Below are 26,309 nucleotides of genomic sequence, written 5' to 3' on the forward strand. Positions count from 1 at the left end.
GCGGTCCAGCGCCAACCATGGCAGACGAAGCGGGTGCAGAACCGACCGACGGTAGCGAGGATGAAGCCGAGAACGAGGAGACCGAAGCAACGGGCGACGAGTCCGCCGAAGCCGCGTTCGAGGCCGGCGACGGGCCGCTCCCGATCGGGGTGAAACTCGGGAGCACACGGACCGTGATCTACGTGCCCGAGGAGGACGGCTCCTTGCGCACGGTCAGAACGCTCACGTGTCTCTCGACGTACGACGACCCGCTGACGGGCGAAGAACGCGTCATCTACGGCGAACAGGCGGCGCGGGAGTACCCCGATCGGGTCCGGTACATGCTCCGCTCGGGGCTCCCCGAGGACGACGAGAACGCGGACCTCGCGAAACAGTTCTTCTCCGAACTCGTCGACTCACAGGGCATCCCAGAAGAGAGCGCCGTCGTCTACGCGATCCCGACAATCGAGAACGAGGCCGGTCTCGCGAACCTCAGCGCCGTCATCGAGGAGAGCGGGATCGGCCGGGCGCTCGTCCGCTCGTTCCCCGAGTCGCTCTGTGGGTCGATCCCCGCACTCGGCGACGATCTCGAAGCGATCGACGAGATCTTCCTCGCGGTGAACATGGGATCGACGAATCTCGAAGCCTGCGCGTACCGTCACGGCGAACAGTTGTCGCCCTTCTCGACGGGCTCGGTCACCGGCAACGAGGTCGATCGACGGATCGCGAACGCGGTCGAAGAGGAGACCCAAGGACGGGTCAATATCGACCGGACCACCGCCCGCGAGTACAAGGAAGAACACGGCGACTTCGCGGCGTTCGAGCCGTTCACGGACGTCATCCAACAGCCCGGCGGCGGGAGCCACGAGTTCACGATCGAGCGCTCGGTGATGGATCCGCTCGACGACTACGTCGACGAGGTCGTCGACGAGGTGGCGAACGAGTTCCTCTCCGAGTTGGCGAACAGCCACATGAAGCCCTACCAGATCGCGCTGTCACGGCCGATCGCCGTGACGGGTGGGATGGCCTGCATCCCCGGGATCGTCTCGGAGTTCGAGACCCGCCTCGGCGAGGAACTGAACCGGGAGGTCGAAGCGACGGCCCCGGAGCGACCCGACCTCGCGGCCGCACAGGGCGCACAGCGAATCGCGACCCGGCTCGCAGAGCGCCTATAACGACCGATGGGCTCCGACGTCGACACGGACCCCGAGGCCGACGCCGACGTCCCGACCGACCGCTCACAGGACACGCCAGACGGATCGAGGGAGCGACCGACTGACCCCGCGTCGTTCGTCTGGAGCACGGACCTGTCGGCCACAGAGACCGAGGCCGACGCCGAACCGGAATCCGAGCCTGAGCCCGAGTCCGAAGCAGCGCTCTCGCCCACCCGCTACCTCCTCGCCGGCGAGGCGATCACGGAGCGGATCGACGTCGGGCGCGGCTGGGTCGTCGCGACGACCCACCGCGTGCTGGTGTACGACCCCGCCGCCGCCGGGACCCGGTTCACCTCGATCGACCGGCCGAACGTCGTCGGCGTGGGGACGACGGGCGGCGGGAACGCGACGGTCCTCGGGTACGTCTCGCGGGCGGTCGTCTACGCCGTCTTGCTCCTCGGCAGCGGCCTCGTCGCCCGGTCGTTCGGCCTGCGCTCGCTGTTCAGTGTGAGCTCCGGCGCGGCGGAGACGCCCGGGGTCGGCGGCCTGCTGTCGTTCCTGTCGCTCGCCGGCACGCTCTTGGGCCTGTTCGTCGACGCGCTCATCCTTGGAGGGGTCGTCGCCGGCCTCGTGGCGGTCGCGCTCGCCGTCTGGTATCTCCGGGGTCGGCAGCCGACCCTCGTGGTCGAACGCGCCGGCGACGACGACGTGACGATCCGCCTCCCGTCCGCGGCCGCCGGCCAACGGGCCGTCGGGCGACTCGAACGGGAACTGGCCGACGAACTCGCCGTCTCCTAGACGCCGGCTCAGGACTGTTCGGCACGGAACGTGGCGACCTCCTCGCGGGTCGGCAGGGCGGTCATCGCGCCCTGTGCCGTGGTGGTCACGGCGGCGACCGCGTTTCCGAAGCCCAGCGCCTCGTCGAGTCCCGCCCCGTCGACCAGGGCGGCGATGATCCCCGCGGTGAACGCGTCGCCCGCCCCGGTCGTGTCGACCGGTTCGACGGTGTAGCCGTCGTGCGCGACGGTCGTCGGGGCGCCGGCCCACGGCGCGTCGGCGCTCGCGGCGGCGACCGACCCTTCGCCGCCGAGCGTCAGGAAGACCGTGTGCGGGCCACGGTCGAGCAGGGCCTCGGCCGTCCGCTCCGGTGCGTCGTGGTCGATCCCGGCCGCGCCGAGGTCGTCGGGCGTCGCCTTCAGGACGTCTACCCGTCCGAGGACCTCGTCGAGGGTCTCGGCGAACGAGGCGTCCGCGCCGGCCCAGAGTTCGGGCCGGGCGTTCGGATCGAACGAGACGGTCGAACCCGCCTCCCGTGCCCGGTCGACGAGGTCGAGCGTCGCGGTCCGTGCGGGCTCGTCGGCGAGCGTGACGCCGCCGACGTGGACCCACTCGACGTCCGCGAGGGCGGCGTCGTCGATCCGACCGGGCTGGAGTCGGGTGTCTGCGCTCTCGTGGCGGTGAAACGAGAACTCGCGTTCGGCCTCCTCGCCGAGGCTGACGAAGGCGAGCCCCGTCTTCGCCTCCTCGTCGACTTCGACGTAGGTGTCGGCGAGGCCGGCGTCGGCGAGCACCCCGGTGAGGTAGTCGCCGAAGGCGCCGTCACCGACGCGCGTCCAGAACTCGGGCAGGGTGTCGAGATGCGCGAGGCCGACGGCGACGTTCGCGGGCGCACCGCCGGCCCGACGTGAGAACGTCTCGACAGCCGCGAGGGGGCCGGTCTGCTGTGGGATGAAGTCGATGAGCGTCTCGCCGGCGACGAGGACGGTCCGTGTCATGCCACCGGCTACACCGAGACGGTAGTTGAAACCACCTCGTTTCGCGCACCATCGCTCCCGACGGGGCCGGGCACGACCGGCCGGAGGACCCACCGAACAGTCGACATCGGGAGCGGGGTCGTTATGTTCGCCCGGGACTCCTCTCGACGCATGACGCGCGATCCGCTCGCCCCGTTCGACGACGGTGTCTTCGCGGCGGTCGCACGGACTCACGACGTGCCGACCGCGGCGCTTCGCGACCTGGTTCGGCGACACCAAGAACTCGTCCGGCGTCTCCCGGGCGTCGACGACATCGTCTACGAGTGGCGCAACGCGTTTCCGAACGATCCCGTGATCGAGCGATGGCCCGACGTCTACTATCTGTCCGTCGCGGGGACCGTCTGGCCCGAGTACGCGGCGTCGCTCGGGCTCGACGGCCGTGAGGCGGCGGCGCTTCGGGCGGTCCACCGACGGCAGCTCGACGCCAGCGTCGGGTGCCGGCCGACCGGCGATCGCAGTGCAATGGTGCTCACCCGCGAGTGACCAATCGAAATCGGCCTGGGCCGGCGTCGAACAGCCACCGGAGAACGAGAGCGCGTGGCCGCACGGCGCGGTCGGTGACGGTCGATCGCTCGCGCACTAGTCCGTCGACACAGTCGAGGAGGCCGACGACACCGTCTCCGTCTCGGTCGCGTGCTGGGGCGACGTCTCCCGGAGGCGGATCCGGACGACCGCCCCGCGCGGGTCGTTCTCCTCGAAGTCGAGGTGCCCGTTCGACCGGGTGACGATCCACTGTGTCAGCCAGAGACCGAGGCCGCTGCCGTGGCTTAGTGGGGTCTCGATCCCCTCGGTGAAGACGCGTCGTTCGGACTCGGGGATGCCCGGTCCGTTGTCGGCGACGCGCACCTCGACGTACTCGATCCCATCGTGGACGACGGGCTCGATCTCGACTGCGACCTGCGGGACGACGCGGTCGTTGTGTTCGATGGCGTTGTCGACGACGTTCAACAGCGCGGACTCGACGAGGTCGTCGGCGAGCACCCACTGCTCGTCGGGGAGTTCTCGGCTGACGATCGCCCCGGGGAACTCCGCCTGGATGGCGTCGAGCCGGTCGTGGATCGGATCCGTGATCTCGACGGGCTTCTTGACGCCGTCGGTGCTGTGGAGCGTGTAGTCGATCTTGCGCGTCTGCTCGCCGAGGTCGACGAGCGTCTCGGCCTTTCGGCGAATGACCTGAGCGTGCTCTTTCGCCTCGGCCGTGACGCCCTCGCCGAGGAGGAGATCCGCGTGTCCCTGAATGACGTTCACCTCGTTCCGCAGGTCGTGACGGAGTACCCGGTTGAGCACGCGGAGCCGCTGCTCGTAGCGACGACGACCGGTCACGTCGCGCGCGTTCACCACGACCCCTTCGACCGTGGGGTCGTCGACGAGGTTGACGCCGACCGCCTCGAACGTCCGCCAGGAGCCGTCGACGTGACGGGCGCGGTATTCGATCCTGGCCTGTGCGCCGCAGCCGTCCGCGACGAGTTCCTCGAACGCCTCGCGGGTCGCCGTGCGGTCGTCGGGGTGGACCAACTCGAACGCGTCACGACCGACGAGGTCGTCGGGGTCGTAACCGAGGACGCGCTCGGACGAGGGCGCACAGTAGGTCCGCGTTCCGTCGGGACCGAGCACCGTGATGAGGTCCCGGGAGTTCTCGATGAGCGCGCGGAACTCCGCCTCGGCGTGGCGACGCTCGGTGACGTCGCGCAGGACCAGCAGATGCCCCTGTTCGTACTCCCGCTGGCCGTCGAAGCGGCTCGCCGTCGCCTCGAAGAAGCGCCGCTGACCCTCGCCGTCGATCACGAACTCCTCGCGGTCCGCCTCGCCGTCGACGAGTCGACGGAGCGACGGGCCGTACTCGGGAACCTCCGACAGCGACTCGCCGAGGAGCGCTCCCTCGGCGGTGTCGAAGATCCGTCTGGCTCGGGGGTTCGTCTCGACCACCCGACCGCGGTCGTCGACGACGACCACCCCGTCGCGGAGTTGCCCGACCACGGCGTCGCGGGCGATCGGGTTGATGTCGAACAGTTGGTGCCGGTAGAGCCCGACGAGTACGGTCACGGAGGAGACACCGAACGACACGGGCGTGAGCCCGACACCGCGCGTCGACCCTGGGGTGACCACGGTCGCGCCGAGGGCGGCGAGCGGGACGATCGAGGCGACCAGGACGACGACGGTCTGCCGTCGGTAGAGTCGGCGCGAGCGCGTGAGCAGGTGGACCAGAACGGCGAGTCCGACGACCACGAGCACGAGGGAGTACACCGTGTGGAAGACGAGCAGCGGGCCAGTGACCGCCGACGTTAGCCGTGTCGTGACGGGCGTTCCGGCGGCGAACGAGAGCAGGTCGGCGCTCCCGTCGGAGAGCACGACCGCGACGACGACCGCGGGTTCGACCAGCGAGAGCGCGACGGTCGGGGGGGTGAGGAGGTCCTCGAACCCGGCGTACGAGAGGACGAAGAGGAACCAGAACGTCGCGAGCGGGGCAGCCCCGAGCCACACGACGCGGGCCCAAAACGACGACCCGTCGGCGGGGGCTAACAGGAGGTGAAAGCCGTACGCGGTCGCCCACACGGCGGCCGCGAGCGTAGCGGCGGCGAACGCCAGCGGGATCTGTTGGGTGTAGCTCCGGACGCGACCGAGGACCGCGATGGCCGTCGCTGCCGACACGACGCCCGCCGCGAACAGCGCGGCTGCGTACACCACGTCCGTGGTCATGGTCTTCTCACGCTCATCCTGGCATGGTTCCCGTTCTGGCTGGCCGGTCGTCTGACTGCTACGGTGGTCACTCCTGACACAATTAAAAGGTCAGGCCCGGGTATCGCCTCTGATACCTGGAACCCGATCCGCACGGCCCGCAAGCGGTTCTCACGGGGTCTCGGCGTCCGCCCGGGGCGATCGGACGATCAGAGCCCGAGCTGTCGGCCGAGGATGAGGTGCTGTATCTCCGAGGTCCCCTCGCCGATCTCCATCAGCTTCGCGTCGCGATAGAAGCGCTGTGGGGCGAAATCGGTCGTGTACCCGTAGCCGCCGAGGACCTGGACGGCGTCTTCGGCCACCTCACGGGCGGCCTCGCTGGCGTCGAGTTTGGCGAGGGCGGACTCCGTCGTGACCCGCTCGCCGGCGTCGTACCGGACCGCGGCCTTGTGGGTCAGGAGCCGCGCCCGCTCGGTCTTGCGGTACATGTCGACCAGCGTGTCGCGAACGGCGTCGAACTTCGAGATCGGCTGGTCGAACTGTTCGCGCTGCCGAGCGTAGTCGCGCGCGGCGTCGTACGCGCCCTGTGCCAGTCCCACGGAGAGCGCCGCGATGGAGATCCGGCCGCCGTCGAGCGTCTTCATCGTCTGTTTCCACCCCTCGCCCTCCCCCCCGAGGAGCCGGTCCTCCGGGAGGCGACAGTCGTCGAACTGGATCTCACAGGTCGGCGAACAGTTGAGGCCCATCTTGTCCCAGACCGTGGTCACCTCGAAGCCGTCGTCCTCCTCGGGCGAGACGATGAACGTCGAGATGCCGTCGTACCCCTCGGTCGCGTCGGTGACGGCCTTCACGAGGATCGAGCCCGCCACGTTCGCGTTGGTGATGAACTGCTTCGTCCCGTTCAACACCCACTCGTCGCCGTCTCTGACCGCCGTGGTGTCCATGTCGCTCGCGTCGGAGCCGCTTCCGGGCTCGGTGAGCGCCCACGCGCCGATGGTTTCGCCCTCGGCGAGCGGGCGGAGCCACCGTTCTTTCTGGGCGTCGGTGCCGAACAGTTCGATGGGTTTCGAGCCGAGCGAGACGTGGGCGGCGTACGAGAGCCCGATCCCCCCGGAGACGCGCCCGAGTTCCTCGGTGACCAGCGCGTACATCAACTGGTCGCCGCCGAGGCCGCCGTACGCCTTGTCGATCGGGACGCCCATCACGTCGAGACGCCCGAGTTCCTCGAACACCTCCCGCGGGAAGCGGTGTTCGTCCTCCAGTTCCTGGGCGATCGGGTCGATCTCCGCCTCGCAGAACTCCCGGACCTCGTCGCGAACCATCCGGTGTTCCGCGGGAACCTCGAAATTCATGGGCAACGCTTGCCAGAGCGCGATGATAAAGTCAGCGCCGACCCGCGTCGCCCGGCGCGTGTCGTTCGACCGGTCTCGAGGCCCGTGTCGGACGGCGTCGCGACGATGATCGATGTCGTCGAGGAAGCCCACAGGGTTCCGCGGAATCCGGGCGCGACGAAACGCCTCACACCTCCCCAGCGGGCGCTCGTTCGTTCCGGTCGCTCCCGCGTGCCGACATCGCGGGAGGCCGCCTGGGGCGTGTGCGCTACTCGGCCGCTCGCTCGGCCCGCAACTCCTCGGACAACTGTTCGGCCGCGCTCCTGACCGCCTGGTCCGACTGCGTCGCGGGCTCCCACCCGAGCGCCGACACTTTCTCGATCGACAGCCGCATCCGGGGGACGTCGCCGGTCCAGCCGCGGTCGCCGCCCGTGTACTCGTAGTCGGGGTCGAGCCCCATCACGTCGGCGACGATGTCGGCGATCCTCGTGACCGAGGTCGTCGTCCGGGTCCCGAGGTTGTACGTGTTGACGGGTTTCGAGGCGTGTTCGACGACGTGGCAGATGGCGTCGACGCAGTCTTCGACGTGGAGATACGACTTCTCCTGGCGGCCGTCGCCGAGGATCTCCAGCGTCTCGGGGTCGTCGAGGAGTTTCTCGATGAAGTCGGGGATGACGTTCCCCCGTTGCTTGGGCCCGACGATGTTGGCGAAGCGGAAGACGTAGGCGGTCATCCCGTAGGAGTGGCCGTAGGTGGAGACGAGCCCCTCGTCGGCGAGTTTGGAGGCACCGTAGACGGAGATCGGCTCGAGGGGAGCGTAGTCCTCGGGCGTCGGCATCGGTGCCTCTCCATAGACCGTCGACGACGAGGTGAAGGCGACGTGGTCGACGCCGACCTCGTCCATCCGTTCGAGGACGTTGTACGTCATCTCTGTGTTCTCCTCGAACAGCTGTCGAGGGTTGCCGTAGTTCGTATCGGTGTACGCCGCGAGGTGGAAGACCATATCGATGTCGGCGGTGATGGCGTCGGCGACGTCGCCCGGGTCGGTCATGTCGGTCTGAACGAACTCGACGCCGTCGGGGACGCGCTCGCCCGTGCCTTTCGAGAGGTCGTCCGCGACGACGACCTCGTTGTCGGCGGCGAGCCGTGCCGCCAGATGCGAGCCAACGAGCCCCGCACCGCCCGTGACGACGACGCGTCTGTCGGAGAGATCCATGTCGTTTCCACGTCCCGACCGACGGATAAGTGCGTTCTGATACCGGGAAGTGGTGCGTCCGCGCCGGCGGACGGGACGCGTGAGACGTCCGCGGTGGCGCTCGGAGGACGTCCACGGCGGCGACGGCGGAACTGTAATACGTGTGACTGGCATGCAGTGTACTGTGACTGCGGAGCCGTCCCGACCGTCGTTCGCCGATCTCATCGCCGACGTCGAAGAGCGCCGCCGCACGATCACCGTCTACGCTCCGCGGCTTCCCGACACCCTGTTGTCGATCTTCGACACGCGACACGTGGCGCTCGAACACCGGCACCTGCCACACGACGCCAGCGAGCCGTTCCTCACGGTCACCGAGGGGGATCGCTACCTGGGGAGCGTCGACCTGCCGGCGGTCTACGACTTCGAGCGGCCCGAGATCCACGACGTGGGTTCGTCGGACGTCGTCGAGGCGGCCTACCGGAAGCTCACCTCGCTGTTGCCCGACACCGTGTTCTCGTCGCTCAGCCGTCGCCAACTGCTCGCGGCCTCCCGGGAGATCGAAGACCGGGCCTGGCGGGTCGGCACCGGCCGCCTCGACGCCGGGTTTCAGTCGCTGTCGAAGCTGCGGACCCAGACGGACGTTTACACCGCGCTCACCGAGCGCGGGCTCGACGTGCACCTCTATGGCGAGATCGAGGGAACGCCGCCGATGGTCCCGGAGGCGACGTTCCACACCGACGGCGACGGCGACGAACTGGGGATGGTCTGGTTCATGGCGTACGACGGCGGGCGGACACCGGGACAGGCGTGTGGGCTCGTCGCCGAGGAGCGCACCGACGGGTTCACCGGGTTCTGGACGTACGACCCCGCGGTCGTCAAGCGGGTGTTCGCCAGCGCGTCGCGGTTCCCGGCGACGAACGAAAGCGAACTGCCTTGAGCGTCGACGGGCGACTGGCGGGTATGCACGACGAACCCGCGGTCACGGTTCTCCGGCTCGGGCACCGCCCCGGGCGCGACGACCGGATGACCACGCACGTCGCCCTCACGGCTCGCGCGCTCGGAGCCGACCGGGCGTTGCTCGTCGGCGACACGTCACAGTCGAAAGCGACCGTCGAGGGGGTCACCGCCCGCTTCGGCGGCCCGTTCGAGGTCAGCGTCGTCGACGAGTGGCGGCCCGTCCTCCGGGAGTGGGGCGGACGCGTCGTCCACCTGACGATGTACGGCGAGCGCGTCCAGGACGTCGAAACCGCGATCCGGGAGGCACACACCGACGAGCCCCTCCTCGTGGTCGTCGGGTCCCAGAAGGTCCCGTTCGAGGTGTACGACGCCGCCGACTGGAACGTCGCCGTGACGAACCAGCCGCACTCGGAGGTCGCGGGGCTGGCGGTGTTCCTCGACCGCCTGTTCGAGGGCCGGGAACTGGAGCGGGAGTGGGCCGACGCGGAGAAACGGGTGGTGCCGAAGTCGACCGGGAAGCGAGTGGTCGACGCGAGCGAGGAGCGCTGAACCCCTACATATATCAGAAATACACGATGATTTCGGGGTATGCCCGCAACGACCGGCGGTTCGCACGCGCTCTCGGCGTTCGCCACCCTCATCGTGGGAACGATGCTGTCGAAGTATCTCTGGTCGTACGCCCCCCCGCTCGGGGAGGCGTCGATCGCCGCGATCCGGCTCGTCAGGTCGGTCACTGGCGCGTCGGTCCCACTCAACGAACAGTTCGCCGGCACCGTCGTGGTGATGGTGTCGCTGTCGTTCGTGTGGGGGATCGTCTACCACTTCAGCCGGCACGGCTGAGCCGTGACGGTCCGCATCACACATCCGGAACTTTGAAACGACTGAGCGGCGGAAAGGAGACCAATGGCTTTTGAGGAGTTGCTGAACGATCCGGTCATCCAGAAGTACCTCCACGAACTGGTGGGACCGACGGGGATGCCGGTTGCGGCCGCACCGCCGGACGGGGAGGTGACCGACGAGGAACTCGCCGAGGAGCTCGGCCTCGAACTCAACGACGTTCGCCGGGCGCTTTTTATCCTCTACGAGAACGACCTCGCCTCCTACCGCCGCGTGCGCGACGAGGACTCGGGGTGGCTCACGTACCTCTGGACGTTCGAGTACGAGAACGTCCCCGAGAACCTCGAAGAGGAGATGTACCGCCTCCTCGACGCGCTCGAAGACCGCGAGGAGTACGAACGCACCCACGAGTTCTACCTCTGTGAGGTCTGTTCGCTCCGGTTCGAGTTCGGCGAGGCGATGGACTTCGGCTTCGAGTGTCCCGAGTGTGGCTCCCCGCTCGAGTCGATGGAGAACGGGCGACTCGTCGAGGCGATGAACCGCCGCATCGAAGAGTTGAGAGACGAACTCAACGTCGACGTGACCGGCTGATGGTCGTCCTCGCAACCAAGTGTTACGTCGAGGGCGACGCGCGGTCGCGATCGCTCGACGGGATGCACTCGATGATCGAAGACGACCTCGGCGAGCTCTCGGTGGAGTGGACCGTCGGCGTCCGCGACGACGACTTCGTCTCGGTCACGGTCGAGGGCGACGACGCGACGGTCGCCCGAAACCTCCTCCGCGAGCGGTGGGGCGAGATCCCCACCGACGGTCGTCTCGCCGAGGGCGAGACCTACGTCGGCACACTCGAATCGTGGGACGACGAGGGGTTCGTCCTCGACGCGGGCGTTCGGGTCCGGATCTCGGCGTCGGAACTCGGCCTCGGGGCGGGCACGCCGTCGCAGATCCGAGACCGGTTCGGGCTCGTCCAGCACCTCCCGCTCACGTTCGTCTACGGCGAGCCCTCGCGGCTGGCCGACGCCGAGCGCGACCGCCTCTACGACTGGTCACGCGGGTCGGGACGCGTCAACGTGAACTCGACCACGCGCGGTGAAGCGCGGTCGACGGTCAACCGCGCGGGTCACGCACAGGACATCGTCACGGTCGAGCGGCTCGGCCTCCTCGAACAGAGCATCGTCTGCGCGGAGGGGACCGACCCGCCGGGGCTGTTGGCCAGCATCGGCGGCTACCTTCCCGCGGAATTGAAGTGCGTCATCCCCTAGGTTCGACACCACCTCGATGAACCGCCGCCATCTCCTCGCTCTCGTCGGTCTCGCCGTCCTCGCGCTCACCGCCGGCTGTTTCGGTCCCGGCGCGATCTCCAACGAGCAGCTGGACCAAGAGCCGGCCGAACCGTACCAGTGGGACACCGACCGCGACGTCCACATCACCATCCAGACCGATTCGTCGTTCCGCGGCGTCTACAACGTCTCGGGCACTGGCGACAGCATCGAGCTGTTCAGACGCGACGGCTTCGGCGGTCGCAACCCTCTGGACGTCCGCGCCGTCCGGTACCGCTACCCGAACGGGACGGTGATCTCGGGCTCGGAGCTCGGGGCGCAGGGTGGGGCGCTCAACCGCTCGCGCGAGACGGTCACGGTCAGCTTCCCCGACGACGCCGACGGAGGCCAACTCGCGTTCACCGCGGGGGCGACTCCGAAGCGGTTCAGCCTCCCGGTGTTCGTCGAGGGATCGTACGAGGTCGTGCTCCCGCCGAACCGCCGTGTCGACATCCCCGTCTTCGGCTCCGTGTCGCCGCGCGGGTCGACCGCCGAGACCATCGACGGACAGACGCACATCCGCTGGGCGGAGGTCACCGGACGAGGGGTCACCGTCCAGTACTACCTCCAGCGGGACATCCCGATCTTCGGTGCCATCGCCGCGGTCTCGCTCGTGATCGGCCTGGGCGGGGCGTTCTACTACAAACGCCAGATCGAGGAACTGCGCGAACTACGCGAGGAGATGGGGCTCGACGTGGACGTCGAGGAGAAGGACGACGGACCGCCGCCGGGGATGCGGTGATCCGTTCGGCGGCGGCCCGCCCGGGACGGAAGCCGAGCGGGCGTCCCACGGCGACGACGGGAGGAACAGGAGAAGCCGAGCGCAGGCAGTCGGGGGCGACCTGCGCACTGCCGGCAGTGGGGGGGGAAGGGGGAAACCGGTCGGTCGGTAGCTTCTCCCACCTCGCTCCTGAGTGGGCGCTTTTTGTAAATCTTTGTGACATTTCGAGTGACAACACGGGTCGGAGCTGGCGGAACGGACCCCGTACCCTCGGCCCGGACCCGAATCGTGCGCCCTCGGCGGGCGGTTCCGGATTCACCAGACCGCTAACGTGTCACACCTTCACTCACAAAGTGTTTTCAACGCCGTGTTTCGTTTGTCGGGTATGTGGATCCTGGACACTCGGTTAGACGCTGGTCTGGTCGTGATGTGTCCCTCTCATCACGCCACCGCCGGACATCACCAGACCGATGACTAAATCCGATGCCGACACCCCGCGCGAGCAAGCAGTCGAACAGCTCACCGAACTCGGGTTGGGGCTGTACGCCGCCCGGACGTTCGTCGCGCTCACGGCCCTGTCGGGGGGACCGCCGTCGAGGTGAGCCACACGGCCGACGTCCCCCGCACTCGCGTCTACGACGCCGCGGAGGAACTGGCCGACATGGACCTCGTCGACATCGAGAAGTCGACGCCACGGGAGTTCACGCCGGTCGACAGCGACGAGGCCGCGGCGCGGTTCATCCAGGAGTACCAGAACCGCGTGGAGACGCTCAGGGCTGCGCTCTCGACGCTCGGGGACGGTCGGCCGCAGGTCGAGTGACGTCGACACGACACCGCAACGGTCGACGCCGCGTGCTTTTTATCGTCGGGTTCGTACGCCGGGTATGCGCGTAGCAGTCGTGACCGTCGGCGACGAACTCCTCGCGGGCGACACGGTGAACACGAACGCGACGTGGCTCTGCGAACGGCTCACCGATCGGGGGGTGACGGTCGAACGCGTCACGACCGTTCCGGATCGGGTCGCCGACATCGCCCGCGTCGTCAACGAGTACCGCGCGGAGTACGACGCCGTCGTCGTCACCGGTGGGCTCGGCCCCACCCACGACGACGTGACGATGGAGGCGGTCGCCGCCGCGTTCGGCCGGTCGGTCGTCCAGTCGGAGGAGGCGCTGGCGTGGCTCACGACGCACGGCGGGTACCAGGCGGCCGACCTCGTCGACGGGACGACCCACCTCCCGGAGGGGGCGCGGATGCTCCCGAACCGGGCGGGGGTCGCGCCGGGTGCGGTCGTCGAGTCGGTGTACGTTCTGCCGGGCGTCCCCGACGAGATGAAGGCGATGTTCGACGAAGTCGAAGGGGAGTTCGCGGGCGAGCGGAGCTACACCGCGGTGGTCGAGACGTCCGACCCCGAGTCGTCGCTCATCCCCGCGATGGAGGCGGTGCAAGAACGGTTCGCGGTGACGGTCGGCTCGTACCCCGGGGAGTCCGTCCGGCTGAAGCTCTCGGGGGCGACCGAGGAGGCGGTTGAGTCGGCGGCCGGTTGGCTCCGCGAGCGAGTGACACCGATGGACGAGGAGGCGTCAGCGGCCGAGCGAGAGCAGCCAGGCGACGGTGACGAGAAGGCTCGCGATCAGAACGGCAGCGCCGGTCGCGCCGATCGGTAACACCGCCCCCGCGGCCTCCTGAAGCACGATGGGGTTCATACTCGAACGGACCTGCCCACCCCGCATAACCGTGGCGGTTCCGGCGACTGCGGGCGGCGAGACAGGGCGTTTTTGCCTGCCCCCACACAACACACGCTATGCACGTCGGCTTCGTCGTCAATCCCATCGCCGGACTGGGCGGCCGCGTCGGCCTGAAGGGAACCGATGGAAAGGTCGCCGAGGCGCGGGCCCGCGGCGCGGAGCCGCGCGCCCCAGACCGCGCCCGACGGTCGCTCGACGCCCTTGCGGCGCGTGTCCCCGACGCGACGGTGTCGACCTGGGGGGCACCGATGGGGGCCGACCTGGCCCGGGCGGCCGGCTTCGAGCCGAGGGTAGTCGGCGCTCCCGAGAGGGAGACGTCGGCGGCCGACACGCGGCGAGCGGTGGCGGCGTTCGCGACGGCGGGCGTCGATCTCGTGCTGTTCGTCGGCGGTGACGGGACGGCGGCGGACGTCGCCGAGGCGCTGTCGGCGGCCGACGCCGGCTCCGACACGCCGATGCTTGGCGTCCCCGCCGGGGTGAAGGTGTACTCGTCGGTGTTTGCGGTTTCGCCCGAGGACGCCGCGGCGGTCGCCGCGACGTTCACTCGGACCGAAGAGCGCGAGGTGATGGACATCGACGAGGACGCCTACCGCGAGGGGGAGGTCCACCCCGAACTCCGCGCCGTCGCGTGGGTCCCGGTCGCTGAGAATCTCCAGTCGTCGAAACAGACCGGCGGCGGATCGGTCGAGACGCTCGCCGAGGGTGTCGCGGCCGACGTCCGCGGGGGGGTCACGTACGTCCTCGGGCCGGGGAGCACCCTCGGTGCGGTCAAACGCGCGCTCGGGTTCGAGGGGTCGCCCCTCGGCGTCGACGTCTGGCGCGACGGGGAGGTGATCGTCCGCGACGGCTCCGAAGCGGAGATCCTCGCGTCGCTCGACGAGGAGAACGTCGTGGTCGTCTCGCCCATCGGCGGGCAGGGGTTCGTCTTCGGCCGCGGGAACCCACAGCTGTCGCCAGCGGTGATTCGGCGGTGTGACCTGCGGGTCGTCGCCTCGCGCGCGAAACTCGACGACATCGGTGTGCTCCGAGTCGACACCGACGACCCCGACCTCGACGCGGAGCTCCGTGGCTGGACCCGTGTTCGCGTCGGCCGCGTCGAACAGCGGATGATGGAGATCGTCTGAGCTCCGGAAGCCGCCAATGACCGACCGGCTCGCCCCGACCGGAGGGGTACCTTTGATATTGTAACTATATGATAACGTCATATGTCGATATAGCAAAGAGAATTATGTTGTATTAGCTTCACATGGTGAAGATTAAGGTCATTGAAGGGGAACCAGGTGTATATGGAGACGCGGAAGGTCCAGCGACTCGGTCCGTCGACGCTGGCGATGACTCTGCCGGCCGAGTGGGCGAAGGAACACGGTGTCGAGAAAGGAGACGAGGTGTCGTTACGGATGGGCGGGAAGGGCACACTGACGGTGCTCCCCGAGTCGGCGAACACGGAGGACTCGAAGGCGATCATCCGGGCGGACGAACTGAACGCGAACGCGCTCGAACGCGCCATCGTCGCCCAGTACGTCCTCGGCCGACGCATCATCCACATCGAGAAGACCGAGGGGGCGCTCGACTCCGAACACATCAATGCCGTCTACAAGGCCGAGACACAGCTGATGGGGCTCGGCGTCATCGAGGAGACGCCCGAGCGAATCGCCATCCGGTGCTCGGTCGACCCCGAGGACTTCACGCTCGACAACCTCCTCGAACGGCTGGAGAACACGGGCAGTACGATGCGTGGCGAGGCGGTCAAGGCGCTCGCCCACGGTAACCCGGATCTCGCCCAGCGCGCGCTGAACCGCGAACGGCAGGCGAACAAGATCTTCGTCCTCCTCCTGCGACTGATCTTCACGGCGTACCAGAACCCGAGCCTCGCCCGCGCCGTGGGACTCGAGGAGGGCTTCCCGCTCATCGGCTACCGGTCGGTAGCGAAGAACCTCGAACTCACGGCGGACAACGCCGAGGACATCGCCAACATCTGTCTCGACGCCGAGGACAACACGCTCGACGTCGACTCGGCGACGATGCGCCGCATCCGTGAGTTCACCGACCAGGTCGACGAGATCACCGTGACGGCCGTCCGAGCGGTCGTCGATCGCGACTACGACCTCACCATCGAGGTGCGGGACCTGTTCCGCGATCTCAGGGACCGCGAGCGGGAGATCCTCGACGACCTCCCAGAGATGGACAACCAGAAGCTGCTGCAGGTCCGCGAAGTGCTCGTCAGCCTCCAGCAGACCGCGCAGTACGCGATGCGGAACGCCGAAATCGCGGCCAACCTCGCGCTCAACGAGGAGTCCGAGCACGTCACGCTGATCTGAGACCTACCCCAAGGGTGGGGCCGTTCGCGACGCCAACCGGACGAAGAGGAGGAGTGACACGACGACGCCGGCCACCAGGTAGCTCCCGATCGCCGCGACGCCGGGACGGAGCAGTTCGGTCGCGCGATCCCCGTGGAGATCGACGGCCGTCCGGAACGTGGAGACGCGGACGAAGAGGGCGAGTGCCGGCAGGAAAAACAGCAGCCCGGCCAGCAGGAGGCCGCCAGCGACCGACACCACGTCGGCGGGAACGCCGCCGATCACGCCGGTCTCGACCCCCCGGTGCCTGTGGACCCAGGCGACGAGGCGGAGCGTCGGGGCCGTCCAGAGCCACGCCGCGAGGACGCTACAGGTCAGGTGATACCCCACGACCCGGCGGAGCGGCGTCTCCACGCCGTAGGTCGGCATCGTCCACGGGGGGACGAACCCGACACCCCAGCGGGGCAGCAACGGAAGTGTGAGGAGCCCGCTCGCGATCCCGACGGGGAGCCAGAGCTGGACGTCCAACGCGGCGACGAGAAGCAGGTCCGGGCCCTCCAGCACCAGCGCGAAGCCAAGGAACACCGCCACGAGGTGGAGGGCGCGGACGGCTCCGTCCCTCATCGTACTCGTCCGGTGCCCACGCTCCGGGCGGCGTCACCACTCGACGCGCCGGGGGCCGGCGACTGCGGTGAGCGCGCCCGACTCGACGCACGACCGTGCCGTGTCATCGGTTCACAGGTCACGGTACGGCCACCCGAGGTTTCACGCTTCCGGCGACGGAGACGGTGCCGGACGGCCCGACCCCGTTCCGTGTGTCGGCGACCGAGGGGGTCCCCCCGACGGCGCGGCCGGATCGGTCCGGTCTATCGGACAGGCGCGCGGGTCTCGCCGAGCAGTCCGCCGTCGTCGGTCGGCGTCGACTCCGGCTCCGGGGTCCGTGTCGCCTCGCCGCCGTTTAGCAGTCCGCCGTCGTCGGTCGGTGTCGGGACATCCGTCGTGGTCGGTGCCGGTGTCGCCGTCGGGACAGTCGTCGTGGTCGCCGTGGTGGTTCGTCCGTCGGGCACCGCCGTCTCGGTCGTCGTCACCCGGTCCGAGCCGGAGGTGGTCTCCGCCCCGCTCGCGGTCGCGGTCGACTCCGGTTTGGTCCCGAAGACGTCGGTCTCGACGGTCTTCGTGTACGTCAGCGCGGTCAGCGGTACCTCGATGGTGGTGGCCTGGAGGTCGAGGCGGGCGGCGAAGTCGATCTCGAGTTCGGAGACCTGGTTCCGTTCGACGTGCGTCACCCACCACTCGTCGAGGTTCTCGTTCCGGATCCGGGTCGTCGTTTCGATCGTCCGCGTCTCGCCGGGCGGGATCACGACGCCGCCGTCTGTCGCTCCCTCGCCGAGGGTGACGTCGTTCATCGACACGTCGTAGCCCACCTCGGTCATCCCCACGGGGTACGGCTTCGGGTTGTAGACGACGAACGCGAGGTCGAGTTCGGTCGTCTCCGTCGTCACCGCGCCCCACGACGCGCTCGTCTCGTTGACGTAGACGACGGGGTCGGTGACGAGCGGGGCGCTGGCGTTCACCGGCCGTGGCTCCGTCGAGTCGAACTCCGAGAGCAGGTCGGTCTCGACGGTGCGAGTGACCTGCGGGGCCCCGAACGGCGAGTCGACGGCCGAGGAGTGGACGGCCGCGTCGACCGTCAGCGTGGTGCGTTCGTCGTTGCGGACGTGGCTCACCCACCACGTCGGGATCCGGTCGTTCGCCAGGGTCGTCCGGAAGGGCAGCACCGACTGCCCGGGCGGGACCGACACGCCGGCCTTCGTCCCCTCCGCCATCCGGACCCCGTTCATCTCGACGGCGTAGTCGACGGTGAGGCCGCCGAGCGACGCGCCGACCGGGTTGGGGTTCGAGACGGTGAGGTTCGACTCGACGACGGTCGCGCTCTCGTTGACGCCGCCGAAGCGGTTCTCGACGCCGGTGACGGTGGGCGAGCCGAGGATCCCGAGCGCGACGGCCGCACCGACCACGGCGACGAGAACGACCACGACACCCACGACCGTCCGTCGCGGCGAGTCCGACAGCGTCGAACGAACGTCCATGCCCGGAGTGGCCCAACGGTGTACAAAAATCCTCGTCTCTCGGGATCGAACGTGAGACGCGGTGTCGAATGAACTAAGTACGCACTCGCGCTTCCCCGAAACATGGAATCTACGGTCAGCTCCGACAAGGGAATCGGCTTCGCAGTGGTACTCTCCCTCCTGACGCTCGTCGGTGCCGCAGTGATGCTCGCCGGTCCCGGACAGCTGACGAAGGCGTGGGGGTTCGCCCTGGCGATGGTGGCCGCGATGCTGGCGGTCGTCTTCACCCAGCTGTACTGGTAACACCTACGCCCTGTTCTCGGGATTGAGGTTCCACAAGTAACCGTTAAGAACGTCTGCGCCATAGCCTGAACGATGACTGAATACACCGAGGAAGAGAAGCGGATTGTCGCGTACCTGCGAGAGAGTGTCTCGTGTGGGGAGCGGTATTTCCGTGCTAAGAACATCGCCGAGGCGATCGGCCTGTCGGCGAAACAGGTCGGCGCGCGGCTCCCCACGCTCGCGGAGAAATCCGACGAGGTCGACATCGAAAAGTGGGGCCGCGCCCGGTCGACGACCTGGCGCGTGACGCCGTCCTGAGTCTCTTCCTCGGTTCCGTCCACTGGCTCTGTGCTCCGCTCTCTTCGTGCGGTCCCGGACGATTCCGCGCTTTTTTATCGGCTCGCACCGATCTACTCGTATGACAGTCCGTGTCCAGCGGACCTTCGAGTTCGACGCTCCGGGCGAGCGGGTCTGGGAGTTCATCTCCGACCCCGGCAAGCGTGCCGAGGCGATCAGCGTCGTCGAACGGTTCGAGGTCGGCGAAAGCGGCGACCGGGCCACGTGGCACATCACGCTTCCCATCCCCGTCATCAGCCAGACGGCCGAGGTGGAGACGCGCGACGTCGTCGTCGACCCGCCACAGTACGTCAAGTTCGTCGGCAAGTCGCGGGTGATGCGCGTCACCGGCGAACACACCGTCGAGCGGGTCGACGACTCGTCGTGTCGATTGGTCAATGAGTTCGTCGTCGACGGCCGGCTGCCGGGCGTCGAGCGCTTCTTCAAGAAGAACCTCGATCGCGAGCTCCGGAACCTCGAACGGGCGCTCCGGCGCGAGCTCGAACTCACGGCGTAGATGCAGCTCACGCTCATCCAACTCGAACAACGGACCGGGGACGTCGCCGGGAACCACGACCGCGCGACCGCCGCCATCGAGCGCGCCGCGGCCCGGGGTGCCGACCTCGTCGCCCTCCCGGAGCTGTGGAACGTCGGCTACTTCGCGTTCGAGTCGTACGCCCGGGAGGCCGAGGGCGTCGAAGGCCCCACGCTGTCGGCGATGAGCGCCCTCGCCGACCGGCACGACGTCGGCCTCCTCGCGGGGAGCATCGTCGAGGACCTCGCCGCGTCCGCCGACGCCGGCGTCGACGTGCCCGTCGACGAGGGCCTGGCCAACACCGCGGTCTTCTTCGACCGTGACGGCCGCCGCCGGGCGGTCTACCGGAAACACCACCTGTTCGGCTACGGCTCGGCCGAGACCCGACTCCTGACCCCCGGCGAACGCCTCCCGACCGTCGACTTCGAGGGGTTCACGATCGGCTTTACGACGTGTTACGACCTCCGTTTCCCCGAACTCTACCGCGAGTTGGCGGCGGCGGAGACGACGCTCGTCCTCGTGCCGAGCGCCTGGCCCTACCCCCGGGTCGAACACTGGCAACTGCTCCCGCGGGCCCGCGCCGTCGAGAACCTCGTCTACGTCGCGACGATCAACGGGGCCGCGGAGTTCGACGACGCGACGCTCCTGGGGCGATCGACTATCTACGACCCGTGGGGGACGCTGCTGGCCAGCGCCGGCGACGAGCCCACGCTCGTCACCACCGAGGTGACGCCCGAGCGCGTCGACGAGATCCGCGAGGAGTTCCCGGCGTGGAACGACCGTCGTCGATGACCGTTCACGTTCGCGGTCGAACACGTTCGACCCATCCGCAGTCGGTGGGTTTAACTCGCTGCTCCCCATAGCAGTATTCGCCAACGACCGACGCTTTTCTCGTCGAAGTTGGCACTCAACGAAAACACCGCGTCGACGCCGCAGTATCGGGGTCTACTGTGGCACTTCCCGGAACGTTCGGCCTGCCCCTGAGCCCGGCAGGGGTGCGCCTTCGCCTCCGGTTCACTCCACCGTGCCTCCCGTTTTGACCGTCTCTCGCCTCCGGAGCAGCCGGTAGTCGACGCTTCACTCGCCGACACGGCGAACTCACTGTCCGCGTCGTCCGTACCCTCGGCTCACGCGCTACCGCACCTCGACACGGGAACGAACGAGAGCGACCACGTCGACCCGTTCGACGGGACGCATCTGTCATCTGTCCTCAGTCGTCAGTCGTCAGTCGTCAGTCGTCTTTCGTCTTGATGTCCGCCGACAGCCCCTGGGCCATCTGGATGTCCTTCGAGTTGTTGAGCGTCCAGGCCGTCCGCTCGGTGACGGCCTCGATGACCTCTCTCGCGCTGGGGTAGCCGTTGCCGGACTTCTTCACGCCGCCGAACGGCAACTGGACCTCCGCGCCGATGCAGGGGAGGTTGCCGTAGGCGAGGCCGACCTCGGCGTTGTCGCGGTAGTAGTTGATCTGGCGGTAGTCCTCGGAGATGATCGCGCCGGCGAGGCCGTAGTCGGTGTCGTTGTGGATCTCGACGGCCTCCTCGACCCCGCCCGAGTATTCGAGGAGGGCGACGTGCGGCCCGAACACCTCCTCGTGGGTACAGCGCAGGTCCTCGTGCGCGTCGGCCTCGTAGACGAACGGGCCGACCCAGTGGCCCTCGGCGTGGCCGTCCGGGATCTCCTCGGGGTCGAGTTCGGTCCGGTCGACGAGGACGTTCACGTCCTCGCGCTTCGCGAGGTCGTTGTACTTCGTGACCTTCTCCTTGTGGGCGGCCTCGATGAGCGGTCCCATGAACGTCTCTTCCTGCAGCGGGTCGCCCACGGCGACGTCTTTCGCCACGTCGACGAACCGCTCTTTGAACTTGTCGTACACGTCCTCGTGGATCATGAGTCGTTCGGAGGAGACACAGCGCTGGCCCGTCGTCTTGAACGAACTCATCACCGCGGAGTGGACGGCCACGTCGAGATCGGCCTGCTCGGTGACGACGATGCCGTTCTTCCCGCCCATCTCACACGCGGCGAGTTTGCCGGGCTCGCCGCCGACCTTCGAGGCGACCTCGTGGCCCACCTCCGCGCTCCCGGTGAACAGCACGCTGTCGACGCGGGCGTCGTCGACGATCGTCGCACCGGCGTCGCCGAACCCCTGAACCATGTTGAACACGCCGTCGGGGATGCCCGTCGCGTCGAACATCTCCGCGATGATCTGCCCGCACCACGGTGTCTGCTCGGCGGGTTTCCAGACGACCGTGTTCCCCTCGACGAGCGCGACGGCCATGTGCCAGAAGGGGATCGCGACGGGGAAGTTCCACGGCGTGATACAGCCGACGACGCCGCGGGGCTTGCGGCGCATGTACGCGTCCTTGCTCGGGATCTCCGAGGGGACGACGTCGCCGTGGGGGTGGCGGGCGTTGCCCGCGGCCCACTCCACCATGTGGAACGCCTCGATCACGTCCGCCTTCCCCTCCGAGATCTCCTTGCCGCACTCCTTCGTGACGATCTCGCCCAGTTCGTCGGTGCGTTCGCGGAGCTCGTGGTAGATCTCCCAGAGGTACTCCGCACGGTCGATGTACGAGAGATCGCGCCACTCGGCGAACGTCTCGTCGGCGGCAGCGAGCGCGGCGTCGACGTCGTCTTCGGTCCCCCGCCTGAACGTCGCGAGCGTCTCACCGGTCGCCGGGTTCTCGCTCTCGAACGTCTCCGTGCCCGTGCCGTCGACCCACTCGCCGTCGATGTAGTGCGTGTAGACGTCGTCTGTCGTCATGATTGGTGGGACGAGCATTTCGGACTAATATCCGCAACCGTCCATGGAAGGGTCGCCCGGGTGACGCCGTCGCTAGCGACACGGGAGCATCGGCCGTTCGAGTGTCTCTCGGTCCCCGACATAGCCGGTCGCACGACCGACTGTTCGGACGAGACGGGTATGGTAAGCCTCAACATAGAGGAGCGTCAACGGCGGGTATGAGCAGCGAAACGGCTGGCGGGGGGACGCGGCTGACACTCGACCTCTGGCATCCGAACTGCTGGGCACTGGAGGCGACGTCGGAGTACCCCGGCGGCATCCTCGCCCACGCGATCTACGACGCGCCGACGGCGGCGGGCGAGACGGTCAACGGTCTGTTCACGGTCTACGGCGACTCAAGCGCGGAGGTCGAGACACTGCTCGACCACATCCGCGGTTCACGACTCACCGGCGAAGTCCAGGAGCTCAAAGCGCGATTCGGCCGGTCGAGCCGGAGCATCTCGCCGGGGAACGCCGCGCGGGAGTTCTTCTTGGAGTACGACCCACAGGACATGATCTGCCCGAAGCTCGTCCGACAGGGGTTCGTCCACAGTGCCCCCTGTCGAATCGAGGGTGGCCGGGAGTACTGGCAGGTCGTCTACGCGGGCGAGCGCGAGCGCATCGAACCGAAGCTCGACGTCATCCGCGATGAGGAGGAAGCCGACATCGACGTCGCCCGAATCGCCTCGTCGGGCTCGCCGGACTCCGAGCGCGAGCGACGCCTCGACACGCTCACCCCGAGCCAGCGCGAGGTGTTCGACCTCGCGCGCGATCGAGGATACTACGAGTGGCCCCGTGGCGTTTCGACGCGTGACCTCGCCGACGAGCTCGACGTTTCGAAGACGACGCTACTGGAACACCTCCGAAAAGCCGAGGCGAAACTGCTCGACCCCTGAGAGCTGTCCGTTCCCGTCGTGGGCCGCTCCAATCAAGCGGTAGGAGTCACTGGAGACGCCGAAACCGACCCTAGTTCCCGACGACAGCACGAAGCGCGAACAGCGCGTTCTCCTTGCGTTCGCGAACCCGCCGGTAGAAGTACGAGAACCACTTCGAGCCGTAGGGGATGTACTGCCACACCTCGTACTCCTCGGTGAGCTCGAACTGGGCGCTCTCGCGGACGCCCATGAGCATCTGAATCTCGAAGTCGGTGCCGTAGTCGTCGTACAGTTCCTTGGCGTGTTCGATCATCGCCGGGTCGTGGCTGCCGACGGCGACGCCACCTTCGAACTCGCGGAACATGAGTTCGAGATACTCCTTGTAGGCGCGGTCGACCTCGCTCTTCCGTTTGTAGGCGATTTCCTTCGGCTCGTCGTACGCGCCCTTGACGAGGCGTACCTTCCCTGGGAGGGGTGCCAGTCGCTCGAGGTCGTCACCCGTGCGTTTGAGGTTCGCCTGGATGCAGACCCCGACCATCCCGTCCGTCTCGCGTGTGAGTCGCTCGTACGCGTCGAGCGTCACGTCCGTCGTCGTGTGGTCTTCCATGTCAATCCAGACGAACACACCTTTCTCCGAGGCGTGGTCGACGATGCGCGCGATGTTCTCCTCGAACACCTGGTTGGAGACGTCGAGCCCGATCTGTGAGGGCTTGACCGAGACGCAGGCGTTGAGCCCCGCCTCGTCGATGTCGGTGACGAGATCGATGTAGGCGTCGGCGTCCCCGTCCGCCGGGGGTCGTTCCTCGTAATGCTCTCCGAGGAGATTGAGAATCGCTTTGACGCCCCCGTCGTTGAGCTCCTCGACGTGGTCGAGCGCCTCGTCGGGACCTTCCCCGGCCACGAAGTTGCTGGCGATTGGCGGGATCATACCACGCCGTACGGGTGGTTTACGCTAAAGGGGTGGCCCTACCATACAATTCGCGACCGAAACGTGAGAAAATAAAATAGTGAGGTGTCGAGCCGGTCTCAGTTACCACGAGCGAACAGCCAGCCCCGACCATGGACGGTTTTATCTATATACAGTAGGTGTCGATATGACGAGACAGCCGCATATGAAACCGAATCGCATGCAGAACTGGACGCGTAGAGATCTTGTCAAACTCTCCGGCCTCGTTGGCCTCACCGGCCTCGCCGGGTGTGCAGGAACCACCGACGACGGGGGAAGCGACGGCGGCGACGAGAGCAGTGGGGACAGTGGTAGCGATGGCGGCTCCAACGACGGGGGGTCGGCGGAGACCGAAGCCGAAACCGAGGCCGAGACCGAGAGCAGCGGTTCCGAGAGCGGTCCCTACACCATCGGGATGGTCGACTCGCTGACCGGGTCGCTGTCGGCGTTCGGTGAACGCAACCAGCGCGGGAAGGACCTCGCACTGGAGGCGGTCAACGCCGTCGGCATCGACGGCCGGGAACTGGCCATCACCGTCGAGGACTCCGAGAGCCAGCCACAGGGCGGTGTCTCTGCGGCCCAGAAGCTGGTCAACCAGGACGAAGTGCCGTTCCTCATCGGCGCGGTGGGTTCGGGTGTCTCGCTCGCCATCTACGAGTCCGTTATCCAGGGGACTGACGTGGTCCAACTGAGCCAGAACTCCACGGGGCTGAGCCTCACGGACTTCCCCGGCCTGCTGCGGATGTCGCCGACCGGGCGTACCCAGTCGATCGCCCTGTCGAACATCATCTCCGAGGACGGCTACGACTCGGTCGCGCTCACGTACGTCAACAACGACTACGGGCAGAGCCTGGCCGACGCTTTCGTCGACGCGTTCGAGGGCGACATCACCTACAACAATCCACACGACCAGGAACAGCAGTCGTACTCCAGCGTGGTCTCCGAGATGAACAGCGCCGACGCCGACGCCTGGCTGTTCATCACCTACCAGGCTGAGTTCGCGACGATGGTCAACGAGGCGTTCTCGTCAGGCTACGACGATGCCCAGTTCTACGGAGCCGACTCCGTCTCAGGTGACAACGTCCTCGAAAACACGCCGGAGGGCAGCATCGACGGCATGAAGATCGTCGTGCCGTCGGCGCCCGTCGAGAGGGAGAACTACCAGCAGTTCGCCGCGGAGTTCGAGGACGCGTACGGCGAGGCACCGACCTCGTGGTCGGCGTACGCCTACGACTGCGTCATCAACGCGGCACTGGCCATCCAGGCCGCCGACGAGTTCACCGGCGCGGCCCTCCAAGAGACGGTCCGCGAGGTGTCGCGGCCGGAGGGTGAACAGGTCACTTCCTTCGAAGCTGCCAGTCAGATCCTGTCCGACGGCGGTGGTCCGAGCGATGTCGACTACCAGGGGGTCAGCGGTCCCATCAACTTCGACGAGGCCGGCGACCCCGTGGGCTTCCTGCAGATTCAGACGGTCCAAGACCACGAGTACGTCGGCACCGGCTTCATCGAGTCCTGACCGGGTCATGGTAGTCGACTACCTCGCAAGCGGTCTCGTGTTCAGCAGCATCATCGTCTTGGGGAGCATCGGGCTCTCGCTGATATACAGCATCGCGAACTTCGCGAACTTCGCCCACGGCGACACGATGACTGTCGGCGCCTACACCGCGCTCGTCACGTTCGGGGCCACCGGGGGCCTCGGCGCTGGCCTCCTCGGCCTGCCGCTCGGGTTCTTCCTTGCGCTGGTGGTCGGCATCGTCGCAGCGGCCGTCGTGGCTGTCCTCACGGAGAAGGTGGTCTACGACGGTATGGACGCCGGCTCTATCGAGCTGCTCATCACGTCCATCGGAATCGCGTTCATCTACCGTGCCATAATCCAGATGGGCTTCGGCGCGGACTTCACGCGCTACGACGTCCAGACGCTGCGGCCCATCGAGGCGCTGTTGCCCTACGGCATCCGCGTCACACAACACGACGTGGCCATCGTCGTCTCGGCGTTCATCCTCGTCGGGGGGCTGCACACGCTGCTGCAGTACAGCGATCTGGGCCGCAAAATGCGAGCGATGGCGGACAACCCCGACCTCGCGCGCGTCAGCGGTATCCGAACCGACCGGGTGAAGCTCTGGACGTGGATCATCGGCGCCGGTCTCGCCGGCGCCGGCGGGGTGTTCTTGGGGCTGTACAACCAGCTCTCGCCACGCATGGGGTTCAACCTGCTCCTGCTCATCTTCGCTGCCGTCATCCTCGGCGGCATCGGGTCGGTATACGGGGCGATGCTCGGCGGGTTCCTCATCGGGATGATAAACCAGTTGACGCCCGTGCTCGGGCAGCTGGGCGAACTCCTGCCGCTCGTGCCGGACACGTTCGCCATCCCAATCGGCATTGAGTACGCGAACGCCATCGCGTTCGTCATCATGGTCGCGGTCCTGCTCGTCAGGCCGCGCGGTATCGCCGGGGAGGGGGCCTGA

The 26,309-nt window shown here is 67.7% G+C and carries 29 protein-coding genes; 21 read left to right on the forward strand and 8 right to left on the reverse strand.

The annotated features are described in order from the left end of the window. Positions 1–17 precede the first annotated feature (17 nt). Both NKJ07_RS06625 and NKJ07_RS06630 read left to right on the forward strand, forming a co-directional pair. Positions 18–1,154: an actin-like salactin gene (locus tag NKJ07_RS06625; protein ID WP_318569796.1), complete on the forward strand. Its 1,137-nt coding sequence runs from the start codon at positions 18–20 to the stop codon at positions 1,152–1,154. Positions 1,155–1,160: 6 nt separating this feature from the next. Then, positions 1,161–1,931 (forward strand): hypothetical protein, encoded by a 771-nt coding sequence (locus NKJ07_RS06630; protein WP_318569797.1) that lies wholly within the window; start codon positions 1,161–1,163, stop codon positions 1,929–1,931. Positions 1,932–1,939: 8 nt separating this feature from the next. Here NKJ07_RS06630 and NKJ07_RS06635 read toward each other — a convergent pair whose 3' ends face one another. Then, on the reverse strand, positions 1,940–2,908 hold the full coding sequence (locus NKJ07_RS06635; protein WP_318569798.1) for a carbohydrate kinase family protein: 969 nt from the start codon (positions 2,906–2,908) through the stop codon (positions 1,940–1,942). A gap of 150 nt (positions 2,909–3,058) precedes the next feature. Between NKJ07_RS06635 and NKJ07_RS06640 the strand changes: the two genes are divergently transcribed. Then, on the forward strand, positions 3,059–3,430 hold the full coding sequence (locus tag NKJ07_RS06640; RefSeq protein ID WP_318569799.1) for a DUF8048 family protein: 372 nt from the start codon (positions 3,059–3,061) through the stop codon (positions 3,428–3,430). A 96-nt stretch (positions 3,431–3,526) separates the two neighbouring features. Here NKJ07_RS06640 and NKJ07_RS06645 read toward each other — a convergent pair whose 3' ends face one another. The 3 genes from NKJ07_RS06645 to NKJ07_RS06655 form a co-directional block, all read right to left on the reverse strand. Further along, positions 3,527–5,644: a histidine kinase N-terminal 7TM domain-containing protein gene (locus NKJ07_RS06645; RefSeq protein WP_318569800.1), complete on the reverse strand. Its 2,118-nt coding sequence runs from the start codon at positions 5,642–5,644 to the stop codon at positions 3,527–3,529. 188 nt (positions 5,645–5,832) lie between these two features. Continuing rightward, the gene (locus NKJ07_RS06650) at positions 5,833–6,975 is read right to left on the reverse strand and encodes an acyl-CoA dehydrogenase family protein (protein WP_318569801.1); all 1,143 of its coding nucleotides are present in this window, start codon (positions 6,973–6,975) and stop codon (positions 5,833–5,835) included. Positions 6,976–7,222: 247 nt separating this feature from the next. Beyond that, positions 7,223–8,170: an NAD-dependent epimerase/dehydratase family protein gene (locus tag NKJ07_RS06655; RefSeq protein WP_318569802.1), complete on the reverse strand. Its 948-nt coding sequence runs from the start codon at positions 8,168–8,170 to the stop codon at positions 7,223–7,225. A 151-nt stretch (positions 8,171–8,321) separates the two neighbouring features. Here NKJ07_RS06655 and NKJ07_RS06660 point away from each other — a divergent pair, with 151 nt between their 5' ends. The 11 genes from NKJ07_RS06660 to NKJ07_RS06710 all read left to right on the forward strand — a co-directional run bounded on the left by NKJ07_RS06660 (position 8,322) and on the right by NKJ07_RS06710 (position 16,046). Next, positions 8,322–9,086, forward strand: a complete 765-nt coding sequence (locus NKJ07_RS06660) for a DICT sensory domain-containing protein (protein WP_318569803.1) — start codon at positions 8,322–8,324, stop codon at positions 9,084–9,086. 23 nt (positions 9,087–9,109) lie between these two features. Further along, positions 9,110–9,655, forward strand: coding sequence for a tRNA (cytidine(56)-2'-O)-methyltransferase (locus NKJ07_RS06665; protein WP_318569804.1), 546 nt, complete (start codon positions 9,110–9,112; stop codon positions 9,653–9,655). Positions 9,656–9,694: 39 nt separating this feature from the next. Further along, positions 9,695–9,946: a hypothetical protein gene (locus NKJ07_RS06670; protein WP_318569805.1), complete on the forward strand. Its 252-nt coding sequence runs from the start codon at positions 9,695–9,697 to the stop codon at positions 9,944–9,946. A gap of 63 nt (positions 9,947–10,009) precedes the next feature. Continuing rightward, positions 10,010–10,534 carry a transcription factor gene (locus NKJ07_RS06675; RefSeq protein WP_318569806.1) on the forward strand — a complete coding sequence of 175 codons (525 nt, stop codon included), beginning with the start codon at positions 10,010–10,012 and terminating at the stop codon, positions 10,532–10,534. After that, positions 10,534–11,205 (forward strand): DUF2110 family protein, encoded by a 672-nt coding sequence (locus NKJ07_RS06680; RefSeq protein WP_318569807.1) that lies wholly within the window; start codon positions 10,534–10,536, stop codon positions 11,203–11,205. The genes NKJ07_RS06675 and NKJ07_RS06680 overlap by 1 nt, the downstream gene beginning before the upstream one ends. 16 nt (positions 11,206–11,221) lie before the next feature. Then, positions 11,222–12,004: a DUF5803 family protein gene (locus NKJ07_RS06685; RefSeq protein WP_318569808.1), complete on the forward strand. Its 783-nt coding sequence runs from the start codon at positions 11,222–11,224 to the stop codon at positions 12,002–12,004. 449 nt (positions 12,005–12,453) lie between these two features. Further along, positions 12,454–12,585, forward strand: a complete 132-nt coding sequence (locus tag NKJ07_RS06690) for a hypothetical protein (RefSeq protein ID WP_318569809.1) — start codon at positions 12,454–12,456, stop codon at positions 12,583–12,585. Continuing rightward, entirely contained in the window at positions 12,582–12,803 is a 222-nt protein-coding gene (locus tag NKJ07_RS06695) for a helix-turn-helix domain-containing protein (protein WP_318569810.1), read from the forward strand. The genes NKJ07_RS06690 and NKJ07_RS06695 overlap by 4 nt, the downstream gene beginning before the upstream one ends. 64 nt (positions 12,804–12,867) lie before the next feature. Continuing rightward, positions 12,868–13,647 (forward strand): competence/damage-inducible protein A, encoded by a 780-nt coding sequence (locus NKJ07_RS06700; protein ID WP_318569811.1) that lies wholly within the window; start codon positions 12,868–12,870, stop codon positions 13,645–13,647. A gap of 137 nt (positions 13,648–13,784) precedes the next feature. Continuing rightward, positions 13,785–14,852 (forward strand): ATP-NAD kinase family protein, encoded by a 1,068-nt coding sequence (locus tag NKJ07_RS06705; RefSeq protein WP_318569812.1) that lies wholly within the window; start codon positions 13,785–13,787, stop codon positions 14,850–14,852. A 162-nt stretch (positions 14,853–15,014) separates the two neighbouring features. Then, entirely contained in the window at positions 15,015–16,046 is a 1,032-nt protein-coding gene (locus tag NKJ07_RS06710; protein WP_318569813.1) for a phosphate uptake regulator PhoU, read from the forward strand. Between the two features lie 3 nt (positions 16,047–16,049). Here the strand turns inward: NKJ07_RS06710 and NKJ07_RS06715 are convergent, their stop codons facing one another. Next, the gene (locus NKJ07_RS06715; RefSeq protein ID WP_318569814.1) at positions 16,050–16,649 is read right to left on the reverse strand and encodes a hypothetical protein; all 600 of its coding nucleotides are present in this window, start codon (positions 16,647–16,649) and stop codon (positions 16,050–16,052) included. A gap of 242 nt (positions 16,650–16,891) precedes the next feature. Then, the gene (locus NKJ07_RS06720; RefSeq protein WP_318569815.1) at positions 16,892–18,115 is read right to left on the reverse strand and encodes an LEA/WHy family protein; all 1,224 of its coding nucleotides are present in this window, start codon (positions 18,113–18,115) and stop codon (positions 16,892–16,894) included. 102 nt (positions 18,116–18,217) lie between these two features. On the opposite strand from NKJ07_RS06720, the gene NKJ07_RS06725 reads away from it, so the two are divergent. The 4 genes from NKJ07_RS06725 to NKJ07_RS06740 all read left to right on the forward strand — a co-directional run bounded on the left by NKJ07_RS06725 (position 18,218) and on the right by NKJ07_RS06740 (position 20,039). Beyond that, positions 18,218–18,397 (forward strand): DUF7525 family protein, encoded by a 180-nt coding sequence (locus NKJ07_RS06725; RefSeq protein ID WP_318569816.1) that lies wholly within the window; start codon positions 18,218–18,220, stop codon positions 18,395–18,397. A 72-nt stretch (positions 18,398–18,469) separates the two neighbouring features. Next, positions 18,470–18,694, forward strand: a complete 225-nt coding sequence (locus NKJ07_RS06730) for a DUF7123 family protein (protein ID WP_318569817.1) — start codon at positions 18,470–18,472, stop codon at positions 18,692–18,694. 100 nt (positions 18,695–18,794) lie between these two features. After that, a complete protein-coding gene (locus tag NKJ07_RS06735) occupies positions 18,795–19,229 on the forward strand; it encodes an SRPBCC family protein (protein ID WP_318569818.1) in 435 nt (144 codons plus the stop codon). Beyond that, entirely contained in the window at positions 19,230–20,039 is an 810-nt protein-coding gene (locus tag NKJ07_RS06740) for a nitrilase-related carbon-nitrogen hydrolase (protein ID WP_318569819.1), read from the forward strand. Positions 20,040–20,478: 439 nt separating this feature from the next. Here NKJ07_RS06740 and NKJ07_RS06745 read toward each other — a convergent pair whose 3' ends face one another. Further along, entirely contained in the window at positions 20,479–22,005 is a 1,527-nt protein-coding gene (locus NKJ07_RS06745) for an aldehyde dehydrogenase family protein (protein WP_318569820.1), read from the reverse strand. Between the two features lie 197 nt (positions 22,006–22,202). Between NKJ07_RS06745 and NKJ07_RS06750 the strand changes: the two genes are divergently transcribed. Beyond that, complete coding sequence (locus tag NKJ07_RS06750; protein ID WP_318569821.1) at positions 22,203–22,919, forward strand: helix-turn-helix domain-containing protein; 717 nt, start codon at positions 22,203–22,205, stop codon at positions 22,917–22,919. 70 nt (positions 22,920–22,989) lie between these two features. On the opposite strand, the gene NKJ07_RS06755 is transcribed toward NKJ07_RS06750, so the two are convergent. Then, positions 22,990–23,826 (reverse strand): proline dehydrogenase family protein, encoded by an 837-nt coding sequence (locus NKJ07_RS06755; protein ID WP_318569822.1) that lies wholly within the window; start codon positions 23,824–23,826, stop codon positions 22,990–22,992. Positions 23,827–24,010: 184 nt separating this feature from the next. On the opposite strand from NKJ07_RS06755, the gene NKJ07_RS06760 reads away from it, so the two are divergent. Further along, on the forward strand, positions 24,011–25,360 hold the full coding sequence (locus NKJ07_RS06760; protein ID WP_318569823.1) for an ABC transporter substrate-binding protein: 1,350 nt from the start codon (positions 24,011–24,013) through the stop codon (positions 25,358–25,360). 7 nt (positions 25,361–25,367) lie between these two features. After that, positions 25,368–26,309, forward strand: coding sequence for a branched-chain amino acid ABC transporter permease (locus NKJ07_RS06765; protein ID WP_318569824.1), 942 nt, complete (start codon positions 25,368–25,370; stop codon positions 26,307–26,309).

It is taken from the genome of Salinigranum marinum (assembly GCF_024228675.1).
GTDB lineage: Archaea > Halobacteriota > Halobacteria > Halobacteriales > Haloferacaceae > Salinigranum > Salinigranum marinum.

What these genes read in the sequence shown, in the direction of transcription:
- NKJ07_RS06630 (WP_318569797.1), top strand. Translation starts at nt 1,161, where the DNA reads ATGGGCTCCGACGTCGACACGGACCCCGAGGCCGACGCCGACGTCCCG.
- NKJ07_RS06645 (WP_318569800.1), bottom strand. Translation starts at nt 5,644, where the DNA reads ATGACCACGGACGTGGTGTACGCAGCCGCGCTGTTCGCGGCGGGCGTC.
- NKJ07_RS06765 (WP_318569824.1), top strand. Translation starts at nt 25,368, where the DNA reads ATGGTAGTCGACTACCTCGCAAGCGGTCTCGTGTTCAGCAGCATCATC.
- NKJ07_RS06635 (WP_318569798.1), bottom strand. Translation starts at nt 2,908, where the DNA reads ATGACACGGACCGTCCTCGTCGCCGGCGAGACGCTCATCGACTTCATC.
- NKJ07_RS06740 (WP_318569819.1), top strand. Translation starts at nt 19,230, where the DNA reads ATGCAGCTCACGCTCATCCAACTCGAACAACGGACCGGGGACGTCGCC.
- NKJ07_RS06710 (WP_318569813.1), top strand. Translation starts at nt 15,015, where the DNA reads ATGGAGACGCGGAAGGTCCAGCGACTCGGTCCGTCGACGCTGGCGATG.
- NKJ07_RS06640 (WP_318569799.1), top strand. Translation starts at nt 3,059, where the DNA reads ATGACGCGCGATCCGCTCGCCCCGTTCGACGACGGTGTCTTCGCGGCG.
- NKJ07_RS06655 (WP_318569802.1), bottom strand. Translation starts at nt 8,170, where the DNA reads ATGGATCTCTCCGACAGACGCGTCGTCGTCACGGGCGGTGCGGGGCTC.
- NKJ07_RS06700 (WP_318569811.1), top strand. Translation starts at nt 12,868, where the DNA reads ATGCGCGTAGCAGTCGTGACCGTCGGCGACGAACTCCTCGCGGGCGAC.
- NKJ07_RS06625 (WP_318569796.1), top strand. Translation starts at nt 18, where the DNA reads ATGGCAGACGAAGCGGGTGCAGAACCGACCGACGGTAGCGAGGATGAA.
- NKJ07_RS06705 (WP_318569812.1), top strand. Translation starts at nt 13,785, where the DNA reads ATGCACGTCGGCTTCGTCGTCAATCCCATCGCCGGACTGGGCGGCCGC.
- NKJ07_RS06720 (WP_318569815.1), bottom strand. Translation starts at nt 18,115, where the DNA reads ATGGACGTTCGTTCGACGCTGTCGGACTCGCCGCGACGGACGGTCGTG.
- NKJ07_RS06745 (WP_318569820.1), bottom strand. Translation starts at nt 22,005, where the DNA reads ATGACGACAGACGACGTCTACACGCACTACATCGACGGCGAGTGGGTC.
- NKJ07_RS06660 (WP_318569803.1), top strand. Translation starts at nt 8,322, where the DNA reads ATGCAGTGTACTGTGACTGCGGAGCCGTCCCGACCGTCGTTCGCCGAT.
- NKJ07_RS06650 (WP_318569801.1), bottom strand. Translation starts at nt 6,975, where the DNA reads ATGAATTTCGAGGTTCCCGCGGAACACCGGATGGTTCGCGACGAGGTC.
- NKJ07_RS06725 (WP_318569816.1), top strand. Translation starts at nt 18,218, where the DNA reads ATGGAATCTACGGTCAGCTCCGACAAGGGAATCGGCTTCGCAGTGGTA.
- NKJ07_RS06750 (WP_318569821.1), top strand. Translation starts at nt 22,203, where the DNA reads ATGAGCAGCGAAACGGCTGGCGGGGGGACGCGGCTGACACTCGACCTC.
- NKJ07_RS06675 (WP_318569806.1), top strand. Translation starts at nt 10,010, where the DNA reads ATGGCTTTTGAGGAGTTGCTGAACGATCCGGTCATCCAGAAGTACCTC.
- NKJ07_RS06670 (WP_318569805.1), top strand. Translation starts at nt 9,695, where the DNA reads ATGCCCGCAACGACCGGCGGTTCGCACGCGCTCTCGGCGTTCGCCACC.
- NKJ07_RS06760 (WP_318569823.1), top strand. Translation starts at nt 24,011, where the DNA reads ATGAAACCGAATCGCATGCAGAACTGGACGCGTAGAGATCTTGTCAAA.
- NKJ07_RS06715 (WP_318569814.1), bottom strand. Translation starts at nt 16,649, where the DNA reads ATGAGGGACGGAGCCGTCCGCGCCCTCCACCTCGTGGCGGTGTTCCTT.
- NKJ07_RS06665 (WP_318569804.1), top strand. Translation starts at nt 9,110, where the DNA reads ATGCACGACGAACCCGCGGTCACGGTTCTCCGGCTCGGGCACCGCCCC.
- NKJ07_RS06755 (WP_318569822.1), bottom strand. Translation starts at nt 23,826, where the DNA reads ATGATCCCGCCAATCGCCAGCAACTTCGTGGCCGGGGAAGGTCCCGAC.
- NKJ07_RS06685 (WP_318569808.1), top strand. Translation starts at nt 11,222, where the DNA reads ATGAACCGCCGCCATCTCCTCGCTCTCGTCGGTCTCGCCGTCCTCGCG.
- NKJ07_RS06690 (WP_318569809.1), top strand. Translation starts at nt 12,454, where the DNA reads ATGACTAAATCCGATGCCGACACCCCGCGCGAGCAAGCAGTCGAACAG.
- NKJ07_RS06735 (WP_318569818.1), top strand. Translation starts at nt 18,795, where the DNA reads ATGACAGTCCGTGTCCAGCGGACCTTCGAGTTCGACGCTCCGGGCGAG.
- NKJ07_RS06680 (WP_318569807.1), top strand. Translation starts at nt 10,534, where the DNA reads ATGGTCGTCCTCGCAACCAAGTGTTACGTCGAGGGCGACGCGCGGTCG.
- NKJ07_RS06730 (WP_318569817.1), top strand. Translation starts at nt 18,470, where the DNA reads ATGACTGAATACACCGAGGAAGAGAAGCGGATTGTCGCGTACCTGCGA.